The following is an 18,804-nucleotide window of genomic DNA, read 5'->3' on the forward strand; positions in this document are numbered from 1 at the left end:
GCGGGTGCCATGGGGCAGCCGGGCCGCAGTAAACGGGGGATAACCCCACCCTGTGTGAACCAGGCCCTAGACTCCCGTCCGTACCAGATCGTCGACAGTGGCCAAGGAGCGAGGAACGGACGTGCCCGACCCAACGGTATCGACCGTAACCGTGCTCGCAGCGGACTATTTCCGGAGTTATTCGGTCGTCGGCCTGCTGGCCGTCCTCGGTGTGCTCTTCGTGGCCGTCGCGTTCGGTGCGGGCCGCCTGCTGAGACCAGTCGTCCCGACTCCTGAGAAGCTGCTGACGTACGAGTGCGGTGTGGACCCCGTCGGCGAGGGCTGGGCGCACACCCAGGTCCGCTACTACGTCTACGCGTTCCTCTATGTCATCTTCGCCGTCGACTCGATCTTCCTCTTCCCGTGGGCGACGGTGTTCGCCGCCGCCGGTTACGGCGCCACGACGCTCGTGGAGATGTTCGTCTTCCTGGGCTTCCTGGCCGTCGGCCTGCTCTACGCGTACAAGAAGGGCGTCCTCGAATGGACGTGACACCGGCCGTGACGTCGGCCGAGCCCCAGCTGCTCCCGGAGCCCAAGCGCCTGGGAGTCCTCTCCCGCCTCGCCCCGGAGCCCATGAAGGTGGTCCTGAACTGGGGCCGCCGCTACAGCCTGTGGGTCTTCAACTTCGGCCTCGCCTGCTGCGCGATCGAGTTCATCGCCGCGTCGATGGCCCGGCACGACTTCATCCGCCTCGGCGTCATCCCCTTCGCGCCCGGCCCGCGCCAGGCGGACCTGATGATCGTCTCGGGCACGGTGACGGACAAGATGGCCCCGGCCGTGAAGCGGCTGTACGAGCAGATGCCGGAGCCGAAGTACGTCATCTCCTTCGGCGCCTGCTCCAACTGCGGCGGGCCGTACTGGGACTCCTACGCGGTGACGAAGGGCGTCGACCAGATCATCCCCGTCGACGTCTACGTCCCCGGCTGCCCGCCCCGCCCGGAGGCGCTGCTGCAGGGCATCCTCAAGCTCCAGGAGAAGATCGCTCGCGAGTCGCTCGCGGACCGCTACGCGGCGGGGCCGTCGGTCGCGCAGCTCACCAGCGGCCTGGTCACGCCGCCGCCCGCACCGGGGGCCGGCGCATGAACCTCTACGACTCCCTCCCCGACGCGGCTGCGACGGTCTTCGGCGCGGAGGCCGTTGCCTCGTCCGAGTACGAGGTGCTGACGGTCGACGTGCCGGCCGGCAGCTGGATCCCGTCGCTGGAGATCGCCCGGGACAAGCTGGGCTGCACCTACTTCGACTGGCTGAGCGCGGTGGACGAGCCGGGCACCGGCTTCCGGATCTGCGCGCACGTCGTGTCCCTGGAAAACCGCCGGGTACGCCGTCTCCTCCTGCGTACGACGGTCCCGCACTCCGCTCCGTCCCTCCCCTCCGCGGTCGCGATCTACGCGGGTGCGGAATGGCACGAACGCGAGACGTACGAGATGTTCGGCGTGGTCTTCACGGACCACCCGCACCTCGCCCACCTCCTCCTCCCGGAGAACTTCGAGGGGCACCCGCTGCGCAAGGACTTCGTCCTGGCCGCGCGCGTCGCGAAGGCCTGGCCCGGCGCCAAGGAGCCGGGCGAGGCGCACGACCCCGACGCCCCGAAGCGCCGCCAGATGCTCCCGCCGGGCGTCCCGGACCCCAACGACTGGGGCCCGCTCAAGGGCCAGCTCCCGCCGGCCCCCACCCGCCCGGCCCGCACCGCCCGCGCCCCCCGCGAGGGCGCCCCGGCTCGCCGCTCCCGCCCGGGAACGGACGCCCCGGCGACCCCGCCGGCGGAGGCCGCGGCAACGCCGGAAGCCGCCGCGGTCGAGACCCCGCGCCCGGCCCGCCGCACCCGCACGGCCTCGGACGGCTCGGCGAGCCAGGCGGTCCCGCCGGCGGAAGCGCAGGGAGACGCCCCGGCCGAGACGCAGCCCGCGGCCCCGCGCCCGGCCCGCCGCACCCGCACGGCCTCGGACGGCTCGGCGAGCCAGGCGGTCCCGCCGGCGGAAGCCGCAGCGACGCCGGCCGCGCCGCCAGCTGCCGCCCCGGCAGAGGACGCGCCGCAGGCCGACGACGCTCCGCGTCCGGCCCGCCGTGCCCGTTCGGCAGCCGACGGTTCGGCGAGCCAGGCGGCCGCCGGGCGCACGGTGGCGCCGGGCAGGCGCCCGGCCCCCCGGAGCACGGACGCCCCCTGGCACAATCCCCAGCCCGCCTTCGCGGACCAGGAGCAGGACTCGGCACCGGCACCGGCACCGGAACCCAAGCCTGGCTCCGCACCCGCGGCCGACCGCCCGGGCCCCAAGGCCGAGCCGAAGTCCACGCCGAAGGCCGGCCCCAGGCCCGAGGCCGAGCCGAAGGCACCCGCCCCCGGCGCGGCCGCCCCCGGCGCGGCCGACCCCGGCACCGCCGACACCGGCACGGCCGACCCCGGCGCGGAGTCCGCGGCCGGGACCGGCCACACCCCTGAATCCGAATCCGACAACGGAGGCGACGCGTGAACGACGTCCTCGACGTCGCCCTGCGACTCATCGTCGTCTTCGCCGTCTTCCTCGTGCTCCCGCTCGTCGTCGGGCAGACCGAGCACAAGGTGATGGCGCACATGCAGGGCCGCCTCGGCCCCATGTACGCCGGCGGTTTTCACGGCTGGGCCCAGCTCGTCGCCGACGGCGTGAAGTTCGCGCAGAAGGAAGACGTCGTCCCGGCAGGCGCCGACCGCCGCATCTTCCAGCTCGCCCCCGCCGTCGCCCTGCTCCCGTACCTCCTCGTCCTCATCGCCGTCCCCATCGGCCCGGGCGAAGGCGCGGTCGGCCAGGTCATCGACGCCGGGCTGTTCTTCGTACTCGCCGTCATGGGCGTCGGCGTCCTCGGCAGCCTGATGGCCGGCTGGGCCTCCGCCAACAAGTTCTCCCTGCTCGGAGGCCTGCGCACCGCCGCGCAGCTCCTCGCGTACGAGCTCCCCATGCTGCTCGCCGCCGCGTCCGTCGCCATGGCCGCCGGGACCGTGTCCCTCCCCGGCATCGTCGGCGCCTTCCAGTGGTGGTGGCTGCCCTGGCAGATCACCGGCGCGCTCGTCTTCTTCATCGCCGGCCTCGCCGAACTCCAGCGTCCCCCCTTCGACATGCCCGTCGCCGACTCCGAGATCATCTTCGGCGCGTACACCGAGTACACCGGCCTGCGCTTCGCGCTGTTCCTGCTCGCCGAGTACGCCGGCATCGTCGTCCTCTGCGCCCTCACCACCGTCCTGTTCCTCGGCGGCTGGCACGGGCCCGTCGCCGACGGCTGGGTCTGGACGCTCCTCAAGACCGCGGTCCTCGCCTTCGTCGTGATCTGGCTCCGCGTCACCTACCCGCGGCTGCGCGAGGACCAGCTCCAGAAGCTCGCCTGGACCACACTCATCCCGCTCGCGCTCGCCCAGATCGCGCTCACCGGCATCGTGAAGGTGGCGATCCAGTAATGCCCATCCCCGGATCCGGCCTCGCCAAGGGCCTCGCCGTCACCCTGCGCACGATGACGAAGCGCGCGCACACCGCCCAGTACCCCGAGGTGCAGCCCGAGCTCCCGCCCCGCACCCGCGGGGTCATCGGACTGTTCGAGGAGAACTGCACGGTCTGCATGCTGTGCGCCCGCGAGTGCCCCGACTGGTGCATCTACATCGACTCCCACAAGGAGACGGTCCCGGCCGCCGCCCCCGGCGGCCGCGAGCGCAGCCGCAACGTCCTCGACCGGTTCGCCATCGACTTCTCCCTCTGCATGTACTGCGGCATCTGCATCGAGGTGTGCCCCTTCGACGCCCTCTTCTGGTCGCCGGAGTTCGAGTACGCGGAGACGGACATCCTCGAACTCACCCACGAGCGCGACAAGCTGCGCGAGTGGATGTGGACGGTCCCGGCGCCGCCCGCCCTGGACCCGGCCGCCGAGGAGCCCAAGGAGATCGCCGCCGCCCGCAAGGCTGTGGAGAAGGCCGAGGCCGCCGCCGCCGCGGCAGCTGCCGCTGCCGCCGAGCCGGCCGCACCCGCCGCGCCCGACACCGATGCCCCGAACACCCCGGAGGGAGACGCGTGACCCCCGCAGCCACCACCCTGGCCGCCGCGGCGACGGGCAACGGGTTCCTCTCCCCGACCGGCGTCGAGATCGCCTTCGTCCTCGTCGGCCTCGCCACCCTCGGCGCGGCCGCGATCACGGTCACCACCAAGCAGCTCGTGCACGCCGCCCTCTGGCTGGTCGTCGCGCTCGGCGGGATCGCCGTCGAGTACCTGCTGCTGACCGCCGAGTTCATCGCCTGGGTCCAGGTCCTGATCTATCTCGGTTCCGTGGTCGTCCTCCTCCTCTTCGGGCTGATGCTCACCAAGGCCCCCATCGGCCGCTCCCCGGACGCCGACTCGAACAACCGCTGGGTCGCCGTCGGCGTCGCCCTCGTCGCGGCCGCCGCACTCGTCTGGGTCGTCGTCGACGCGTTCCGCACCACCTGGATCGATCTCGACGGCCCCGCCCAGGGTTCCACCGAAGTGACCGGCGAGATGCTCTTCCAGCACTGGGTCCTGCCCTTCGAAGCCCTCTCCGTCCTCCTCCTCGCGGCCCTGATCGGCGCCATCGTGCTCTCCCGCAGGGACGACGCCGCCAGTGGACCCGACGACAAGACGAAGGGGCAGCAGCGCTGATGCACCTCGCCTATCCCGCCGTGCTCGCGGCGCTCCTCTTCTGCACGGGCCTGTACGGAGTGCTCGCCCGCCGCAACGCCATCCTGGTCCTGATGTCCGTCGAGCTGATGCTCAACGCCGTCAACCTCAACCTGGTGGCCTTCGACGTGTGGCTGCGCGACACCCTCCACGCCGGCCAGGCCCTCACCCTCTTCACGATCGCCATCGCCGCCGCCGAGATCGGCATCGGCCTCGCGATCGTGCTGATGGTGTACCGCAACCGCGGCACCTCGGACGTGGACCGGCTGCGCGACACCGCCGAGGGCCACGAGCCCGCCCCGAACAACCAGAGCGAGGTCACCGCGTGAGCACCACGACCCTCGCGGTCCTCGTCCCGCTCCTGCCCTTCCTGGGCGCGGTGGCGGGACTGCTGCTCGGCCGCAGCGCCCCCGGGTTCGTCCGGCCCCTCGCGGTGCTGCCGGCGCTGGCCGCGGCCGTGCTGGCCGTGGTCGTCGCCGTACGCCAGGGCGGCGGCAAGCCGATCGTCGCCTCCACGGAGCTGACCCCGACCGGCTCGGTGCCGATCGACCTCGCGCTCTACCTGGACGGCTTCGCCGTCCTGGTCGCCGTGCTGGTCGGCGTCGTCGCCACCTGCGTACAGCTCTACTCGACGGCGTACCTCCGCGAGGACCCGCGCTACCCGTCGTATGCCGCTCTGGTGTCACTGTTCACCTCCGCGATGCTGCTCGTCGTCTACTCCGGCGACCTGATGGTGCTGCTGGTCGGCTGGGAGATCATGGGCATCTGCTCGTACTTCCTCGTCGGCCACTACTGGGAGACCGAGGCGGCCCGCTCCGCCTCCCTCAAGGCCTTCCTCGTCACCAAGCTCGGCGACGTCCCCTTCCTGATCGGCCTGTTCGCGCTCGCCGCCGACGCCGGCTCCTTCCAGATCACCAAGGTCCTGGGCACCGTCGCCGCGGGCGGCCTCGACCACCCGACGCTGATCGCGCTCCTCCTGCTCGCCGGCGTCGCGGGCAAGTCCGCGCAGTTCCCGCTGCACACCTGGCTTCCGGACGCCATGGCGGGCCCCACCCCGGTCTCCGCACTGATCCACGCCGCGACGATGGTCGCCGCCGGTATCTACTTCGTCGCCCGTCTCCTCCCGGTCTTCGCGGCCTCGCAGGCCGCACTGGTGGTCATGGCCGTCATGGCGGCCGTCACGATGGTCGGTTCCGGCCTCGCCGCCCTGGCCCAGGACGACATCAAGCGCGTGCTCGCCTACTCCACGGTCGGCCAGCTCGGCTACATGCTCGGGGCCCTGGCCGTCGGCGACCGCGGCGCCGCCGTCTTCCACCTCCTCTCCCACGGCGCCTTCAAGGCGCTCCTGTTCCTCGGTGCGGGCGTGATCATCCACGCCGCCGGCACGAACTCCCTGGCCGCCATGTCCCGGATGGACGGCCTGGCCAAGCGCATCCCCGACGCCTTCTGGACCATGACGATCGCGCTGCTCGCGCTCGCCGCGATCCCGCCCTTCGCCGGCTTCTTCTCCAAGGAAGCCGTCCTCGTCGCCGCCGAGCACACCGCCGGCGGCCACTCGGAGTTCGCCCCCAGCGCCGCCGGCTGGGTCGTGCTCGTCGGCGGCGTGCTGACAGCCCTGCTCACCGCCGCCTACGCCGCCCGGCTGTGGCTGATGGCCTTCCGCGGCCGGGGCGCCGCCGCCCCCGACCACGGCAAGGAGCCCGTCGCCATGACCGGCGTGCTGTGGCTGCTCGCGATCCCGACGATCGGCTTCGGCCTCGCCGCCGGACCGATCGCCGACTGGTTCGACGGCAACGAACTCACCCCGTCCCTGACCACCTCGGTCCTCGGCACGGGAGCCGCCGCCGTCGGCGCGGTGCTGACCTACGCCCTGTGGCAGCGGGCCACGGCCAAGGCCGCCGCCGTCGGCTACGGAGCCGGCGCATCCGCGTCCGCCGCCGCCGCGGAGTCGGCCGCCGAGACCCCCGAGGTCGCCGAGGTCACCCACGACCACCCCGCCGTCCCGGCCGGCGCAGCCCCCGACCCCGGCCGCGCGCTGCTCGGCCCCCTGCACCGCCACGCGGCCGACGGCTTCCACCTCGACGCCGTCTACGACCGGCTGTTCGTCCGCCCCGTCCGCGCCGCCGCGAGCCTCGTCCGCTTCCTCGACCGCGAGGTCGTGGACACGTACGTCCGCGGCGCCGGCGCCGGCCCCCGGCTGCTCGGCAGCCTCGTACGCCGGGCCCAGACCGGCAACGTGCAGAGCTACCTGAGCGCCCTGCTCGCCGGCGCCGTGGTCCTGGCGATCGCCACCGCCGTCCTCGCCAACGTCAACGCCGGATCGTGAGCCGTGAGTCAGCCGTGATTGATATCAGCCCGTCCGTGATGCAGTTCCTTCTGGCGTTCGTCGTGGCCGCACCGCTCCTCGGCGCCGCCGCGGCCCTCCTGCCGGCCCCGCCCGGCCTCAAGGGCAAAAGCCCCGAACAGGCCGTGCTGCGCCACGGCGTGACCGTGACGGGCGTGATCCTCGCCGCGGCCGTCGCCCTCGCTCTGGGCTTCGACCACGACGCCCCGGCCGGCTTCCAGGCGACCACGGACCTCAGCTGGATCCCGGCGCTGAACGTCCGCATCCACCTCGGCATCGACGGCATCTCGCTCCCCCTCCTCCTGATGACCGCGCTGCTGTTCTTCCTCTGCGCGCTCTACAGCTACTTCAAGCTCCCCGAAGGCCCGTCCCCGAAGGCCTTCGTCGCGCTGCTCCTCGTCCTCGAGTGCGGCACCCTCGCGACCTTCGCCGTCCTCGACCTGCTGTTGTTCTTCCTCGCCTTCGAGATGGTCCTCATCCCGATGTACTTCCTCATCGCCCGCTGGGGCGGTGCTCAGCGGCAGGCCGCCGCCTGGAAGTTCATCCTCTACACCCTCCTCGGCTCCGTGGTCATGCTGCTCGGACTGCTGCTGATCGGGCTGAACAGCGGCACTTTCGACATGGTGGCCCTCGCCTCCGACAACGGCCGCGAACTGAGCCACACCACCCAGCTCCTGGCCGTCCTCGCCATCGGCATCGGCCTCGCGGTGAAGACCCCGATGTGGCCGCTGCACAGCTGGCTGCCCGACGCCCACACCGCCGCGCCCACCGTGGGCTCCGTCCTGCTGGCCGGCGTACTGCTCAAGATGGGCACGTACGGGTTCGTGCGCATCCTGCTCCCCGTCACGCCCGACGGCATGGCGACCTTCGCCCCCTACCTGGGCGCCTTCGCCGCCATCGGCATCGTCTACGGGTCCCTCGCCTGTCTCTCGCTCGCCCGCAAGGGCAACAAGGGCGACCTCAAGCGCCTCATCGCGTACTCCTCCGTCGGCCACATGGGCTTCGTCCTCCTCGGCATCGCCTCGATGACCCCCACCGGTGTGAACGGCGCGCTGTTCGCCAACATCGCGCACGGTCTGATCACCGGCCTTCTCTTCTTTCTTGTCGGTGCGCTCAAGGAGCGTTACAAGACCGCCGATCTGGACACCCTCGCCGGAGCCACCGGGGCCGCCCTCTACGGCCGCGCCCCCCGCCTCGGCGCCCTCCTCGCCTTCGCCGCCGTCGCCTCCCTCGGCCTGCCCGGACTCGCCGGCTTCTGGGGCGAGATGCTGGCCCTGTTCGGCGCGTTCGACCCGGCGCAGGGCCTGTCCCGGCCCGCCTTCCTCACCTACACGGCCTTCGGCGCGTTCGGCACCCTGCTCACCGCCGCCTACCTGCTGACCGTCGTACGACGCGTCTGCATGGGCGACCCCAACGCCCTGCCCGAGCCCGGGCCCGCGCTCGAACTCGCGGACATCCAGCGCTACGAGTTCGCCGCCTGGACCCCGCTCGCGGCCCTCACCGTCCTCGCCGGCCTGTGGCCCGCTGTCCTCCTCGGCCTCACCGACCCGGCCGTCCAGAAGCTCCTCGCAGGAGGCAACGCATGACGGCCCTGTCCGCCCTGACGGCCGCCACGGCCCCGGCCGCCGAGACCGCGAGCGTCGTCCAGAGCATCGACTGGCTCGCGATCACCCCCGTGGTGCTCCCCGCCGTCGTCGCCCTGGTCGTCCTGGTCGCCGACCTGTTCGTACCGGAACGGCTCAAGCCGCTGCTCGGCTGGCTCTCCGTCGCCGGCCTCGCCGCCGCGACCGTCACCCTGCTGCCGCTGCGCGCCGGCGACCGCGCCACCTTCTGCCTCTCCACCGACCCCGGTGCCTGCAGTTACACCGCCGACCACTTCACGCTCGTCATCGAGTTCCTGGTGCTGACCGGCGCCCTGGTCACCGCGCTGCTGTCGGTCACCACCGTCCGCGACGCGCGCATGCCGGCCGGCGAGTACTGGTTCCTGCTGCTGTCCTCCGCCGCCGGCGCCGCCCTGCTGCCCGCCTCCCGCGACCTCGCCACCCTGATCGTCGCCCTCGAAGTCGCCTCGCTGCCCGCCTTCGCCCTCGTCGGCATGCGCCGCGGCGACCGCCTCTCCTCCGAGGCCGCCCTCAAGTTCTTCCTCTCCTCCGTCACCGCCACCGCCGTCTCGCTGATGGGCGTCAGCTTCGTCTACGCCGCCACCGGCTCCCTGCACCTCACCCAGGTCGCCGACCGCCTCGAGGAGGTCCCCGGGCAGCTCGACACCCTCGCCATGGCCGGCGTCGCGCTCACCCTCGTCGGCTTCGCCTTCAAGACCGCGGCCGTGCCCTTCCACTTCTGGGTCCCGGACACCTACGTCGGCGCGCCGCTGCCCATCGCGGGCTACCTCTCCGTGATCGGCAAGGCCGTCGGCTTCACCGGCCTCATCCTCGTCACGGTGATCGCCTTCCCGGCCTACTCCGACATCTGGGGCCCCGCCCTCGCCGTCCTCGCCGCGCTCACCATGACGCTCGGCAACGCCGCCGCCCTGCGCCAGCGCGCGGACCGGCCGGGCAGCGCCGTCCGGCTGCTCGCCTGGTCCTCGGTCGGCCAGGCCGGCTACCTGCTGGTCCCGATCGCGGCCGCCGCGTACTCCGATCGCGACCAGATCGGCTCCACCGTCGCGTACGCCCTCATGTACGCCGCCGTGAACCTCGGCGCCTTCGCCGTGGCCGCACTGGTCGCCCGCACGAAGCCGCTGCACCGGATCAGCGACTACCGCGGCCTGTACGCGGAGCGCCCCGCCGCCGCCCTCGCGCTGGCCTTCTTCCTGCTCTGCCTGGCCGGCCTGCCGCCGGGCCTCATCGGCCTCTTCGCCAAGGTCACCGTCTTCCGCTCCGCGGTCGACGCGGGCCTGGGATGGCTGGCCGTGGTCATGGCCGTCAACGTCGTCATCGCCCTGTACTACTACCTGCGCTGGACCGCGCTGCTCTTCCGCGCCCCGGAGGGCCCCGCCGAGGCCGTCCGTTCGAAGGCCCCGTGGCCGGTCACCGCAGCGATCGCGATCACGGCCGTCACCGCCGTGGTGCTCTCGGGCGCCCCGCAGCTCGTCCTGCGGTTCGCCGGGGGCAGCCTGTTCCCGCAGTAGCCCGCTCCGGCAGACCCGTACGCCGGCCTTGTACGCCGGCCCCGTAGGCCGGCTCGCGCACGGTCCGGACGTACGCCGTGACCCGTACGGAGCAACGCCCGCCGCCGCACCGCCGCCCCGGACACCGGGGCGGCCGCCCCGGCACGCCCTGGGAACCAGAAGCCCTCACCTCGCGTTGAGCGAGAAGGGAGGGTCCACTGGACCGTAGACCCTCAGATCCGCAGATCCCGGACGGGGGTCCCCCTGCCGCACCATTTGGAGGGCGTACCGTGCACCGCCGGCACAACGGGCTGAAGACCGCCGTACTCCTCGGCGGGCTGTCCGCACTCATCATCGTCATCGGAAGCTTCTTCGGGCGCGGCGGGCTGATCATCGCCGTCCTCGTCGCCCTCGGGACGAATGCGTACGCGTACTGGAACAGCGACAAGCTGGCTCTACGCGCGATGCGCGCCCGCCCCGTCAGCGAGTTCGAGGCCCCCCAGCTCTACCGCATGGTGCGCGAGCTCTCCACCTCCGCGCGCCAGCCCATGCCGCGGCTCTACATCTCGCCGACCGAGGCGCCGAACGCCTTCGCCACCGGCCGCAATCCGCGCAACGCCGCGGTCTGCTGCACCGAAGGCATCCTGCGCATACTCGACGAGCGCGAGCTGCGCGGGGTGATCGGCCATGAGCTGAGCCACGTCTACAACCGCGACATCCTGATCTCGTCCGTCGCCGGAGCCCTCGCCTCGGTCATCATGTTCCTGGTGAACTTCGCCTGGCTGATCCCGATCGGCCGGTCGAACGACGACGAGGGGCCCGGCATCCTCGGCATGCTGCTGATCATGATCCTGGGCCCGCTGGCCGCGTCCGTGATCCAGCTGGCCATCAGCCGTTCGCGCGAGTACGAGGCCGACGCGTCCGGCGCCCAGCTGACCGGCGACCCGCTCGCCCTGGCCAGTGCCCTGCGCAAGCTGGACGCCGGCGTCAAGCAGCTCCCGCTGCCCCCCGAGCCCAGGCTGGAGACCGCGAGCCACATGATGATCGCCAATCCGTTCCGACCGGGCCAGGGCCTTTCTAAGATGTTCTCCACGCACCCACCGATGGCCGAGCGCATCGCCCGGCTCGAACAGATGGCAGGCCGTAGTCAGTGAAGACCATCCTCAACATCATTTGGCTCGTCCTCAGCGGCATCTGGCTGTTCCTGGGCTACTGCCTCGCGGGCGTGCTCCTGTGCATCACCATCATCGGCATCCCGTTCGGCATCGCGGCCTTCCGCATCGCGGTGTACGCCCTCTGGCCCTTCGGCTACACCACGGTCGAGCGCCGGGACGCGGGCACGGCCTCCTGCATCGGCAACGTCCTGTGGCTGGTCCTGGCGGGCTGGTGGCTGGCCCTCAGCCACATCGTCACCGGCATCGCCCTGTGCGTCACGATCATCGGCATCCCGTTCGGCATCGCCAACTTCAAGATGGTCCCGCTCGCCCTGCTGCCGCTGGGCCGCGAGATCGTCCCCACCGACGCGCCGTTCGCCTCCCGGTAGACGGCGGGCGGCGAGGGAACTCACGGGCAGGGAGAACCAGTGTCGGCTGCGCGCACGGCCACGACCCTGTCGGTCATCGTGCCGATGTACAACGAGGAGGAGGCCCTCCCCGCCCTGGTGAGCCGCCTGCGGCCGGTGCTCGACGACACAGCGGTCACGTACGAGGTCCTCGCGGTCGACGACGGCAGCACCGACCGGACCTCCGAACTCCTCGAGAAGTTCCGTACGGACTGGCCCGAGCTCCGCATCGTCCGGCTGCGCGGCAACTCCGGCCACCAAGCCGCCCTGCGCGCCGGGCTGCACAGCTCGGTCGGGGCGTACGTGGCCAGCATCGACGCCGACCTCCAGGATCCGCCGGAGAAAATACCGGAGATGCTGGACCTGGCCCGGTCCGAGCACCTCGACATCGTCTACGGCGTCCGCTCCGACCGCAGCACCGACACCGGCTTCAAGCGCCGCACCGCCGCCGCTTATTACTGGTTGATGCGCCGCATGGTCGGCAAGCAGGTGCCCGCGCAGGCCGGGGACTTCCGGCTGCTCAGCCGCGAGGCCGTGGAGGCCCTCAAGGCCCTGCCCGATCAGCAGCAGGTGTACAGGCTGCTGGTGCCCTGGCTCGGATTCCCGAGCGGGCAGGTCACGTACCGCCGGGCCGAGCGGGTGGCGGGCGAGACCAAGTACCCGCTGAGCAAGATGATCCGCCTCGCCGTGGACGGCATCACCAACTTCTCGGCCGCCCCGCTGCGGCTCGCGACCTGGCTCGGCGTCATCAGCTTCGTCACCTGCCTCGTCATGATCGCCTGGACGCTGGTGGTGTTCCTGCTCGGCAAGACCGTGCCCGGCTGGACCTCGCTGTTCGTCGGCATGCTCTTCCTCGGCGGTGTGCAGCTGATCTGCGTCGGGCTGCTCGGCGAGTACATCGGCCGGATCTACACCGCCGTACAGCGCCGGCCCACGTACTTCATCGGGTACGACTCGGCGCGCGACGACGCCGACAAGGGGCCGGAGGAGCCCGGGAACTGACGGTGGATCCGGCATCCGCAGGCGGTTCGCCCGGGAGCCCGTTCCGGGGCGACGGTGCAGGTCAGGGCGATTGTCAGTGGCGTGGGTCACCATGGATGCATGGACGAGACCGAGCAGTTGCTGGAGCAAGTCGCCACCCGCGCGCACGATGCTGCGGACGGGCACGGAAGGCCCCTGCCGGCGCCGCTGGACGCCGAGGAGCCGGCCCGGGCCGCGCTCGTACTCGGCTTCGAGCTGCCGCCGCTGCTCGCCGGTCTCTACACCCGCGTCGGGGACGGCGGGTTCGGCCCGGAGTGCGGACTGCTGCCCCTGAAGGACGGTGTCGCCACCTACCGGGCGATGCGCGGATCCGGATGGAAATGGCCCGGCGGCGTGCTGCCGATCGCCCACTGGGGCTGCGGCATGTACGTCTGCGTCGACTGCAGCTCGGAGACCGCCCAGGTCCTGCTGTTCGACCCGAACCTGGGGGATCCGGACCTCGCCTGGTTCATGGACACCCCGAGCCTCGCCGACTGGCTGCGCGGCTGGCTCGACGGCACCGCCTGGTACTGCGAGGACTCCGCGGCGGGGGAGGAGTACGACCTGGACCTGGCGCCCTGGGCCGAGTTCAGATCCCGCGTGTGAGCCGCCCGCGCAGGCCGTAGGCCAGCGCGCCCGCGGCCAGCACGGCAGCCCCCGCGACCGCCGACGCAAGGGGCAGCGCGCAGGCCAGCACGACACAGCCGGACAGCCCGACCGCTGCCACGGCCCGGCCCTTGACAGCTGAATCGAGAGTCCAAGCGGAAGCGTTCGCGATCGCGTAGTAGGCCAGCACTCCGAACGAGGAAAAACCGATCGCACCCCGCAGATCGGTGGTCGCCGCGAGCACCGCGACCACCGCACCCACGGCGAGCTCCGCATGCTGCGGCACCTGATGCCGTGGATGTACGGCGGCCAGCGCGCGGGGGAGATGGCCGTCCCGGGCCATCGCCAGGGTGGTCCGCGACACCCCGAGCACCAGGGCCAGCAGCGAGCCCAGCGCCGCCAGGGCGGCACCGACCCGGACCACGGGGGTCAGTCCGGGCTGTCCGGCCGCCCGCACCGCGTCGGCCAGCGGGGCCGTCGAAGCCGCCAGGGCGTCGGCGCCCAGCACCGACAGCGCCGCCACCGCCACCGCGGCGTACACGAGGAGGGCGATCCCCAGGGCGAGGGGCACCGCCCGCGGGATCGTGCGCTCCGGATCGCGTACCTCCTCGCCCAAGGTGGTGATCCGGGCGTATCCCGCGAAGGCGAAGAACAGCAGGCCGGCCGCCTGGAGCAGGCCGCCGGCGCCGCCCCCGGCCAGACCGCCGAGCCGTTCCGCCCCGGCCGCGCCGGAGGTCAGGCACACCACCACGACCCCGGCCAGCACGGCCAGTACCGCCGCCACGATCACCCGCGCGATCCGGGCGGACTTCTGCAGACCCCCGTAGCTCGCGGCGGTCAGCGCCACCACCGCCGCGACGGCCACGGCATGCTGCTGCCCGGGCCACACGTACGCCCCCACGGTGAGCGCCATCGCCGCACACGAGGCGGTCTTGCCGACGACGAAGCCCCAGCCGGCCAGATATCCCCAGAACGGGCCGAGCCGTTCCCGCCCGTACACGTAGGTCCCGCCGGAGGCCGGATACCGGGCGGCCAGCCGCGCAGAGGAGTGCGCGTTGCAGTAGGCGATCAAGGCCGCCACCGCGAGGGCGGCGAGCAGCGCACCGCCCGCGGGACCCGCTGCGGCTGCCGCTGGGGCGAGCGCGGCGAAGATGCCGGCCCCGACCATCGCCCCGAGGCCGACGACCACGGCGTCGAAGACTCCCAGCGTGCGTTTCAACTCGTTGTCCACGGGCGGAGGGTAGCCGCTCTAGATGACGCCTTCCCGGCCGGTCAGCGGCGCGCGGTTCTGCTCCCACCCGTGGAGGGCGGTCAAGCAGGCGTGGTCCAGGTGGCGCAGCCCGCTGAGGTCGAGGCGTACGGGCTGTCCGGCGGGCAGTGCGTCCAGCGCGTCGAGCAGCTTCGGCAGCCGCAGGAAGCTGGCGCTCCCCATGACCTGGACGCGCAGCTCCCCGTCCTCCCACACCTCCTCGATGTGCACGTGGGAGGTCTCCCAGGCCGCCTTGACCACGGCCAGACCCAGCCCGACCAGCACTCCTTCGAAGAGGTTGGTGGCCACGATCGCGGAGGCCGTCGCCACCAGCACCACCGCCTCGCCCCGGTGCGTCTGCCACAGGCCGGCGACGGCCCGGGCCGGCAGCAGCTTCCAGCCGGCGTGCAGCAGTACCCCGGCCAGCGCGGCGAGCGGCACCACTTCGAGCAGCTGGGGGAGCGCGACGGCGAACAGCAGCAGCCAGCCGCCGTGCAGGATGCGGGACGCCCGGGTGCGGGCCCCTGCCTCCACGTTGGCGGCGCTGCGCACGATCACGGCGGTCATCGGCAGCGCCCCGAGCAGTCCGCAGACGGTGTTGCCGACGCCCTGGGCCATGAGCTCGCGGTCGTAGTGGGTCCGTGTCCCGTCGTGCATCCGGTCCACGGCCGCCGCGCTGAACAGGGTCTCGGCGGAGGCGATCAGCGCCAGGGCGATCACGGTTCCGAGGGCCCCACCGGAGGCCAGCAGCCCCAAGTCCCCCCAGCCGGGCGGGGCCACGGCCTGCAGGACCCCGGTCACCGTCACCTTCCCGACGGGCAGCTGCAGCAGCATCGACACGGCGGTGGCGGCGGCCACCCCGACGAGCGCGCCCGGCACGAGCCGCAGCCGGGCGGGCATCCGGCGCCAGGCCACGAGGACGGCGATGGTCCCGGCCCCGAGTGCCACGGCGGACCAGTCGGCCCGCCCGGCCAGCCCCGGCACCGCGGCCAGTTTCTCCAGGGTTCCGCCGGGGGCCTGTACGCCGCCCACGGCGTACAGCTGCCCCGCGATCAGCACGAGCCCGATCCCGGCCAGCATCCCGTGCACGACGGCGACGGAGATCGCCCGGAACCACCGCCCGAGCCGCAGCGCCCCCATGCCCAGCTGCAGCAGCCCGGCGGCCAGCACCAGGACCCCGAGCGCGCGGAGACCGTGCGTGTGCACCGCCTCGTAAACGAGCACGGTGAGCCCGGCGGCCGGCCCGCTCACCTGGAGCGAACTCCCCCGGAACCACCCGGTGACCAGCCCGCCGACCACTCCGGTGATGATCCCCAGCTCGGCCGGCACACCGGAGGCGACGGCCACGCCCACACAGAGGGGCAGCGCGACGAGCGCCACGACGACGGACGCCCCGAAGTCTTCGCGAAACGTGTCGACCCCAGGCATCCGAGAACCTCCCCTGTCCCGCGGTGATGATGGCCACCACAGTGGCGGGCGCGCGCAGGGCTCCCCAAGTGCTCATCGGGGGCCGCTGAGGCGCATGCGCCGCGCACGCCGGGCTCATGATCCGCACGCCCCAGGAAACGGTCGCGGCCCGGCGGTCCTGGAAGGACCGCCGGGCCGCCGGACGGCAGGTGGGGGACCGCGATCAGCGGTAGTTCACGAACTGGATGGCGAAGTCCAGGTCCTTGCCCTTGAGCAGTGCCTGGACGGCCTGCAGGTCGTCACGGCTCTTGGAGCTGACGCGCAGCTCCTCGCCCTGCACCTGGGCCTTGACGCCCTTGGGACCCTCGTCCCGGATGATCTTCGCGACCTTCTTGGCGTTCTCCTGGGAGATGCCCTCCTCGATGGAGGCGAAGATCTTGTACTCCTTGCCGGACAGCTGCGGCTCGCCGGCGTCGAGCGCCTTCAGCGAGATCCCGCGCTTGACCAGCTTGGTCTCGAACACGTCGAGGACGGCCTTGACGCGCTCCTCGGAGTTCGCCTCCATGAGGATCTTCTCGCCGGACCAGGCGATGGTGGCGCCGGTGCCCTTGAAGTCGTAGCGCTGCGAGAGTTCCTTGGCGGCCTGGTTGAGGGCGTTGTCGACCTCCTGCCGCTCGACCTTCGAGACGATGTCGAAACTGGAGTCGGCCATGTGCTGTGGCTCCTTGAAGTCGGCTGTCATTGCCCCGGAGGGCGCGGCCGGACATGCCCGGCCCGCTCCGCAAAGCCTAGCCACCGCGCCCACCCTCAGCGCTGATCAATCCGGTGGCGAAGCACCCCCGCACATCAGGTATTGTTTACGTCGTTGCCAGGGAGCGCCGCCGCAAGGCGGAAAAAACGGCAACGACTCTTGGCGGTGTGCCCGAGTGGCCAAAGGGAGCAGACTGTAAATCTGCCGGCTCAGCCTACCCAGGTTCGAACCCTGGCGCCGCCACGCGATGTGAGACCCCCGTTACTGCGGAAGCGCAGTGACGGGGGTCTTCTCGCATGCTCCGGTGATCGGAACGAACGCGGGGGTTCCGCGTCCGGATCCGGTCAGGGCGTGAGGGACACGCGCCAGGACCAGGTGGTACGGCGCGGGCGGGTCGGGAGGGCCAGGCGGCCGGCCGACCAGAGGAGGACCTCAGGGGCCGGGCCGGACGGGGAGTCCGGGAAGAGCCGGGCCAGGACCAGCGCCGAGAGGCCGGCCGGCGGGAGCCAGGGGAGGTCGAGGCCCTGGGCGATGTCGTACGTGTGGAGCAGGATCTCCGCCACGCCCATCGCCGTGAAGCCGCCCGGATCGCAGGGGCCCCAGTGCCAGGCCCGCGCGGACTCCGGCGCCGCGTCCACGGCCGTGCCCAGCAGCCGGGCCGCCGCCGAGACCACCTGGAGGACCGCCTCGGGCGGGGCAGCCTCCCGTACGCGCAGGTCCAGCGGCAGATAGCCGTCCGAGGGCAGCGCGGCCACCTGGGCGGCGTACCCCAGCAGGTCGTGGGCGACGTGCGCCGCCGTCGTCCAGCAGGTCCAGTCGAGCGAACCGGCCTTCGCCTCCCAGTCCCGTCCGATGTGCGGCGTCAGGGCCGACACCATTTCGGCTGCCGCCCGTTCGACGTCGGAGCCGGTCATCGGCCGCATCGTCCTGATCTCCTGTTCGTTCTCCGGTCGTGAACTTCATTTCTGACACGCGCGGGAAGGTCGGCGGGGGCGTGCTCCTCGCCCTCCTCGGGGCCGGGATCCCGGCCCTGGTCGGGGCCGCACTGCACAGCCATGTGGGTGAGCCCTACCAGGAAACCAGGCTCTACTTCGGCACCGAACGCCCGGACGGCCGCGCCCCGGTCGCGGAACAGGAGTTCATGCGCTTCCTGGAGCGCGAGATCACCCCCGCGTTCCCCGAGGGCCTCACCCTCCAGGACGGGCAAGGCCAGTGGCGGCGGGAGGGCAAGGTCATCCGCGAGACCTCGTACGAGGTGGTGCTCCTCTACCCGGAGAAGGAGGCCGACGAACGCAGCGCACGCATCGAGCGGATCCGGCAGGCCTACGAGGACCAGTACCAGCAGGACTCCGTCGGGCGTTCCGACGACAAGGTGACCGCAGAGTTCTGAGGGCGCCTCAGTTGCCCGCGACGTCCTTGACGGCCACCGCGACCGGGGTCGAGCCCTCGACCAGCTCCAGCGTCAGCCCGGCCGTCGCCGGGGTCTCGATCAGCTCCGCCAGCACGGCCGCCACGTCGTCGCGCGTCACCGAGCCGCCGCCCGTCCGCACCTCCAGCCGCACCTGCCCCGTCCCCGGGTCGTCGGTCAGCGACCCGGGCCGCAGGACCGTCCACTCCAGGCCCAGCCGGGTCCGTACGTGGTCGTCCGCCTCGCCCTTCGCCCGCAGGTAGACGTCGAAGACGTCGTCGCCCTCGTGGTACGCGTCCGCGCCCATCGAAGAGACCATCAGGAAGCGCCGCACCCCCGCCCGTTCGGCCGCGTCCGAGAACAGCACCGCCGCGCCCCGGTCGACGGTGTCCTTGCGCTCGACACCGCTGCCGGGCCCCGCGCCGGCCGCGAACACCGCCACGTCCGCGCCCTGCAGAATGCCCGCCACGTGCTCGACCGAAGCCGACTCCAGGTCGCAGAGCACCGGTTCGGTGCCCGCCTCCCGCAGGTCGTCGCCCTGCGCCGGGTCGCGGATGATGCCCGCGACCTCGTACCCGCGCGCGGAGAGCAGTTGCTCCAGCCGCAGCGCGATCTGACCGTGTCCACCCGCGATGACGATGCGCATGCCCCGACCGTACGACGA

General features: G+C 72.2%; 20 protein-coding genes and 1 tRNA gene. 16 read left to right on the forward strand and 5 right to left on the reverse strand.

What is annotated here, in order from left to right:
* The first annotated feature begins 121 nt into the window (after positions 1-121).
* The 14 genes from IF09_RS0121430 (at position 122) to IF09_RS0121495 (ending at position 13,325) form a co-directional block, all read left to right on the forward strand.
* Positions 122-529, forward strand: coding sequence for an NADH-quinone oxidoreductase subunit A (locus IF09_RS0121430; RefSeq protein ID WP_030298105.1), 408 nt, complete (start codon positions 122-124; stop codon positions 527-529).
* Positions 520-1,122, forward strand: coding sequence for an NADH-quinone oxidoreductase subunit B (locus IF09_RS0121435; RefSeq protein ID WP_030298107.1), 603 nt, complete (start codon positions 520-522; stop codon positions 1,120-1,122). Before IF09_RS0121430 ends, IF09_RS0121435 begins: the two co-directional genes overlap by 10 nt.
* The gene (locus IF09_RS0121440) at positions 1,119-2,507 is read left to right on the forward strand and encodes an NADH-quinone oxidoreductase subunit C (RefSeq protein ID WP_063607407.1); all 1,389 of its coding nucleotides are present in this window, start codon (positions 1,119-1,121) and stop codon (positions 2,505-2,507) included. The genes IF09_RS0121435 and IF09_RS0121440 overlap by 4 nt, the downstream gene beginning before the upstream one ends.
* Positions 2,504-3,463, forward strand: a complete 960-nt coding sequence (locus IF09_RS0121445; protein ID WP_030298111.1) for a complex I subunit 1/NuoH family protein — start codon at positions 2,504-2,506, stop codon at positions 3,461-3,463. Before IF09_RS0121440 ends, IF09_RS0121445 begins: the two co-directional genes overlap by 4 nt.
* A complete protein-coding gene (locus IF09_RS0121450; protein WP_030298112.1) occupies positions 3,463-4,071 on the forward strand; it encodes a NuoI/complex I 23 kDa subunit family protein in 609 nt (202 codons plus the stop codon). Before IF09_RS0121445 ends, IF09_RS0121450 begins: the two co-directional genes overlap by 1 nt.
* Entirely contained in the window at positions 4,068-4,667 is a 600-nt protein-coding gene (locus tag IF09_RS0121455; protein ID WP_037635625.1) for an NADH-quinone oxidoreductase subunit J, read from the forward strand. Before IF09_RS0121450 ends, IF09_RS0121455 begins: the two co-directional genes overlap by 4 nt.
* Positions 4,667-5,014, forward strand: coding sequence for an NADH-quinone oxidoreductase subunit NuoK (gene nuoK, locus IF09_RS0121460; RefSeq protein ID WP_030298116.1), 348 nt, complete (start codon positions 4,667-4,669; stop codon positions 5,012-5,014). Before IF09_RS0121455 ends, nuoK begins: the two co-directional genes overlap by 1 nt.
* Positions 5,011-7,011, forward strand: coding sequence for an NADH-quinone oxidoreductase subunit L (locus IF09_RS0121465; RefSeq protein WP_030298118.1), 2,001 nt, complete (start codon positions 5,011-5,013; stop codon positions 7,009-7,011). Before nuoK ends, IF09_RS0121465 begins: the two co-directional genes overlap by 4 nt.
* 38 nt (positions 7,012-7,049) lie before the next feature.
* Complete coding sequence (locus IF09_RS0121470) at positions 7,050-8,615, forward strand: complex I subunit 4 family protein (protein WP_030298120.1); 1,566 nt, start codon at positions 7,050-7,052, stop codon at positions 8,613-8,615.
* Complete coding sequence (locus tag IF09_RS0121475) at positions 8,612-10,159, forward strand: NADH-quinone oxidoreductase subunit N (RefSeq protein ID WP_051832723.1); 1,548 nt, start codon at positions 8,612-8,614, stop codon at positions 10,157-10,159. Before IF09_RS0121470 ends, IF09_RS0121475 begins: the two co-directional genes overlap by 4 nt.
* Positions 10,160-10,428: 269 nt before the next feature.
* On the forward strand, positions 10,429-11,292 hold the full coding sequence (gene htpX / locus IF09_RS0121480; protein ID WP_030298125.1) for a zinc metalloprotease HtpX: 864 nt from the start codon (positions 10,429-10,431) through the stop codon (positions 11,290-11,292).
* The gene (locus tag IF09_RS0121485; protein WP_030298126.1) at positions 11,289-11,681 is read left to right on the forward strand and encodes a YccF domain-containing protein; all 393 of its coding nucleotides are present in this window, start codon (positions 11,289-11,291) and stop codon (positions 11,679-11,681) included. Before htpX ends, IF09_RS0121485 begins: the two co-directional genes overlap by 4 nt.
* Before the next feature lie 39 nt (positions 11,682-11,720).
* Positions 11,721-12,701: a glycosyltransferase family 2 protein gene (locus IF09_RS0121490; protein ID WP_037635626.1), complete on the forward strand. Its 981-nt coding sequence runs from the start codon at positions 11,721-11,723 to the stop codon at positions 12,699-12,701.
* Positions 12,702-12,800: 99 nt separating this feature from the next.
* Positions 12,801-13,325, forward strand: coding sequence for an SMI1/KNR4 family protein (locus tag IF09_RS0121495; RefSeq protein ID WP_030298130.1), 525 nt, complete (start codon positions 12,801-12,803; stop codon positions 13,323-13,325).
* Here the strand turns inward: IF09_RS0121495 and IF09_RS0121500 are convergent.
* From IF09_RS0121500 to IF09_RS0121510, 3 genes are all read right to left on the reverse strand, one after another.
* Positions 13,309-14,556 (reverse strand): APC family permease, encoded by a 1,248-nt coding sequence (locus IF09_RS0121500; protein WP_030298132.1) that lies wholly within the window; start codon positions 14,554-14,556, stop codon positions 13,309-13,311. The two genes, IF09_RS0121495 and IF09_RS0121500, sit on opposite strands and share 17 nt — an antisense overlap.
* Before the next feature lie 18 nt (positions 14,557-14,574).
* Positions 14,575-16,002: a SulP family inorganic anion transporter gene (locus IF09_RS0121505; RefSeq protein WP_030298133.1), complete on the reverse strand. Its 1,428-nt coding sequence runs from the start codon at positions 16,000-16,002 to the stop codon at positions 14,575-14,577.
* 202 nt (positions 16,003-16,204) lie between these two features.
* Positions 16,205-16,693, reverse strand: a complete 489-nt coding sequence (locus tag IF09_RS0121510; RefSeq protein WP_030298135.1) for a YajQ family cyclic di-GMP-binding protein — start codon at positions 16,691-16,693, stop codon at positions 16,205-16,207.
* Positions 16,694-16,893: 200 nt separating this feature from the next.
* Here IF09_RS0121510 and IF09_RS0121515 point away from each other — a divergent pair.
* Positions 16,894-16,975: transfer RNA gene (locus IF09_RS0121515), tRNA-Tyr, on the forward strand.
* A gap of 101 nt (positions 16,976-17,076) precedes the next feature.
* Here the strand turns inward: IF09_RS0121515 and IF09_RS0121520 are convergent.
* Complete coding sequence (locus IF09_RS0121520) at positions 17,077-17,646, reverse strand: maleylpyruvate isomerase N-terminal domain-containing protein (RefSeq protein WP_030298136.1); 570 nt, start codon at positions 17,644-17,646, stop codon at positions 17,077-17,079.
* A 38-nt stretch (positions 17,647-17,684) separates the two neighbouring features.
* On the opposite strand from IF09_RS0121520, the gene IF09_RS0121525 reads away from it, so the two are divergent.
* Positions 17,685-18,122, forward strand: coding sequence for a DUF3574 domain-containing protein (locus IF09_RS0121525; protein ID WP_030298139.1), 438 nt, complete (start codon positions 17,685-17,687; stop codon positions 18,120-18,122).
* Between the two features lie 7 nt (positions 18,123-18,129).
* Here the strand turns inward: IF09_RS0121525 and IF09_RS0121530 are convergent, their stop codons facing one another.
* Positions 18,130-18,786, reverse strand: coding sequence for an SDR family oxidoreductase (locus IF09_RS0121530; protein ID WP_030298142.1), 657 nt, complete (start codon positions 18,784-18,786; stop codon positions 18,130-18,132).
* Positions 18,787-18,804 lie beyond the last annotated feature (18 nt).

It is taken from the genome of Streptomyces katrae (genome assembly GCF_000717655.1).
In the GTDB taxonomy this organism is placed as follows: Bacteria; Actinomycetota; Actinomycetes; order Streptomycetales; family Streptomycetaceae; genus Streptomyces; species Streptomyces katrae_B.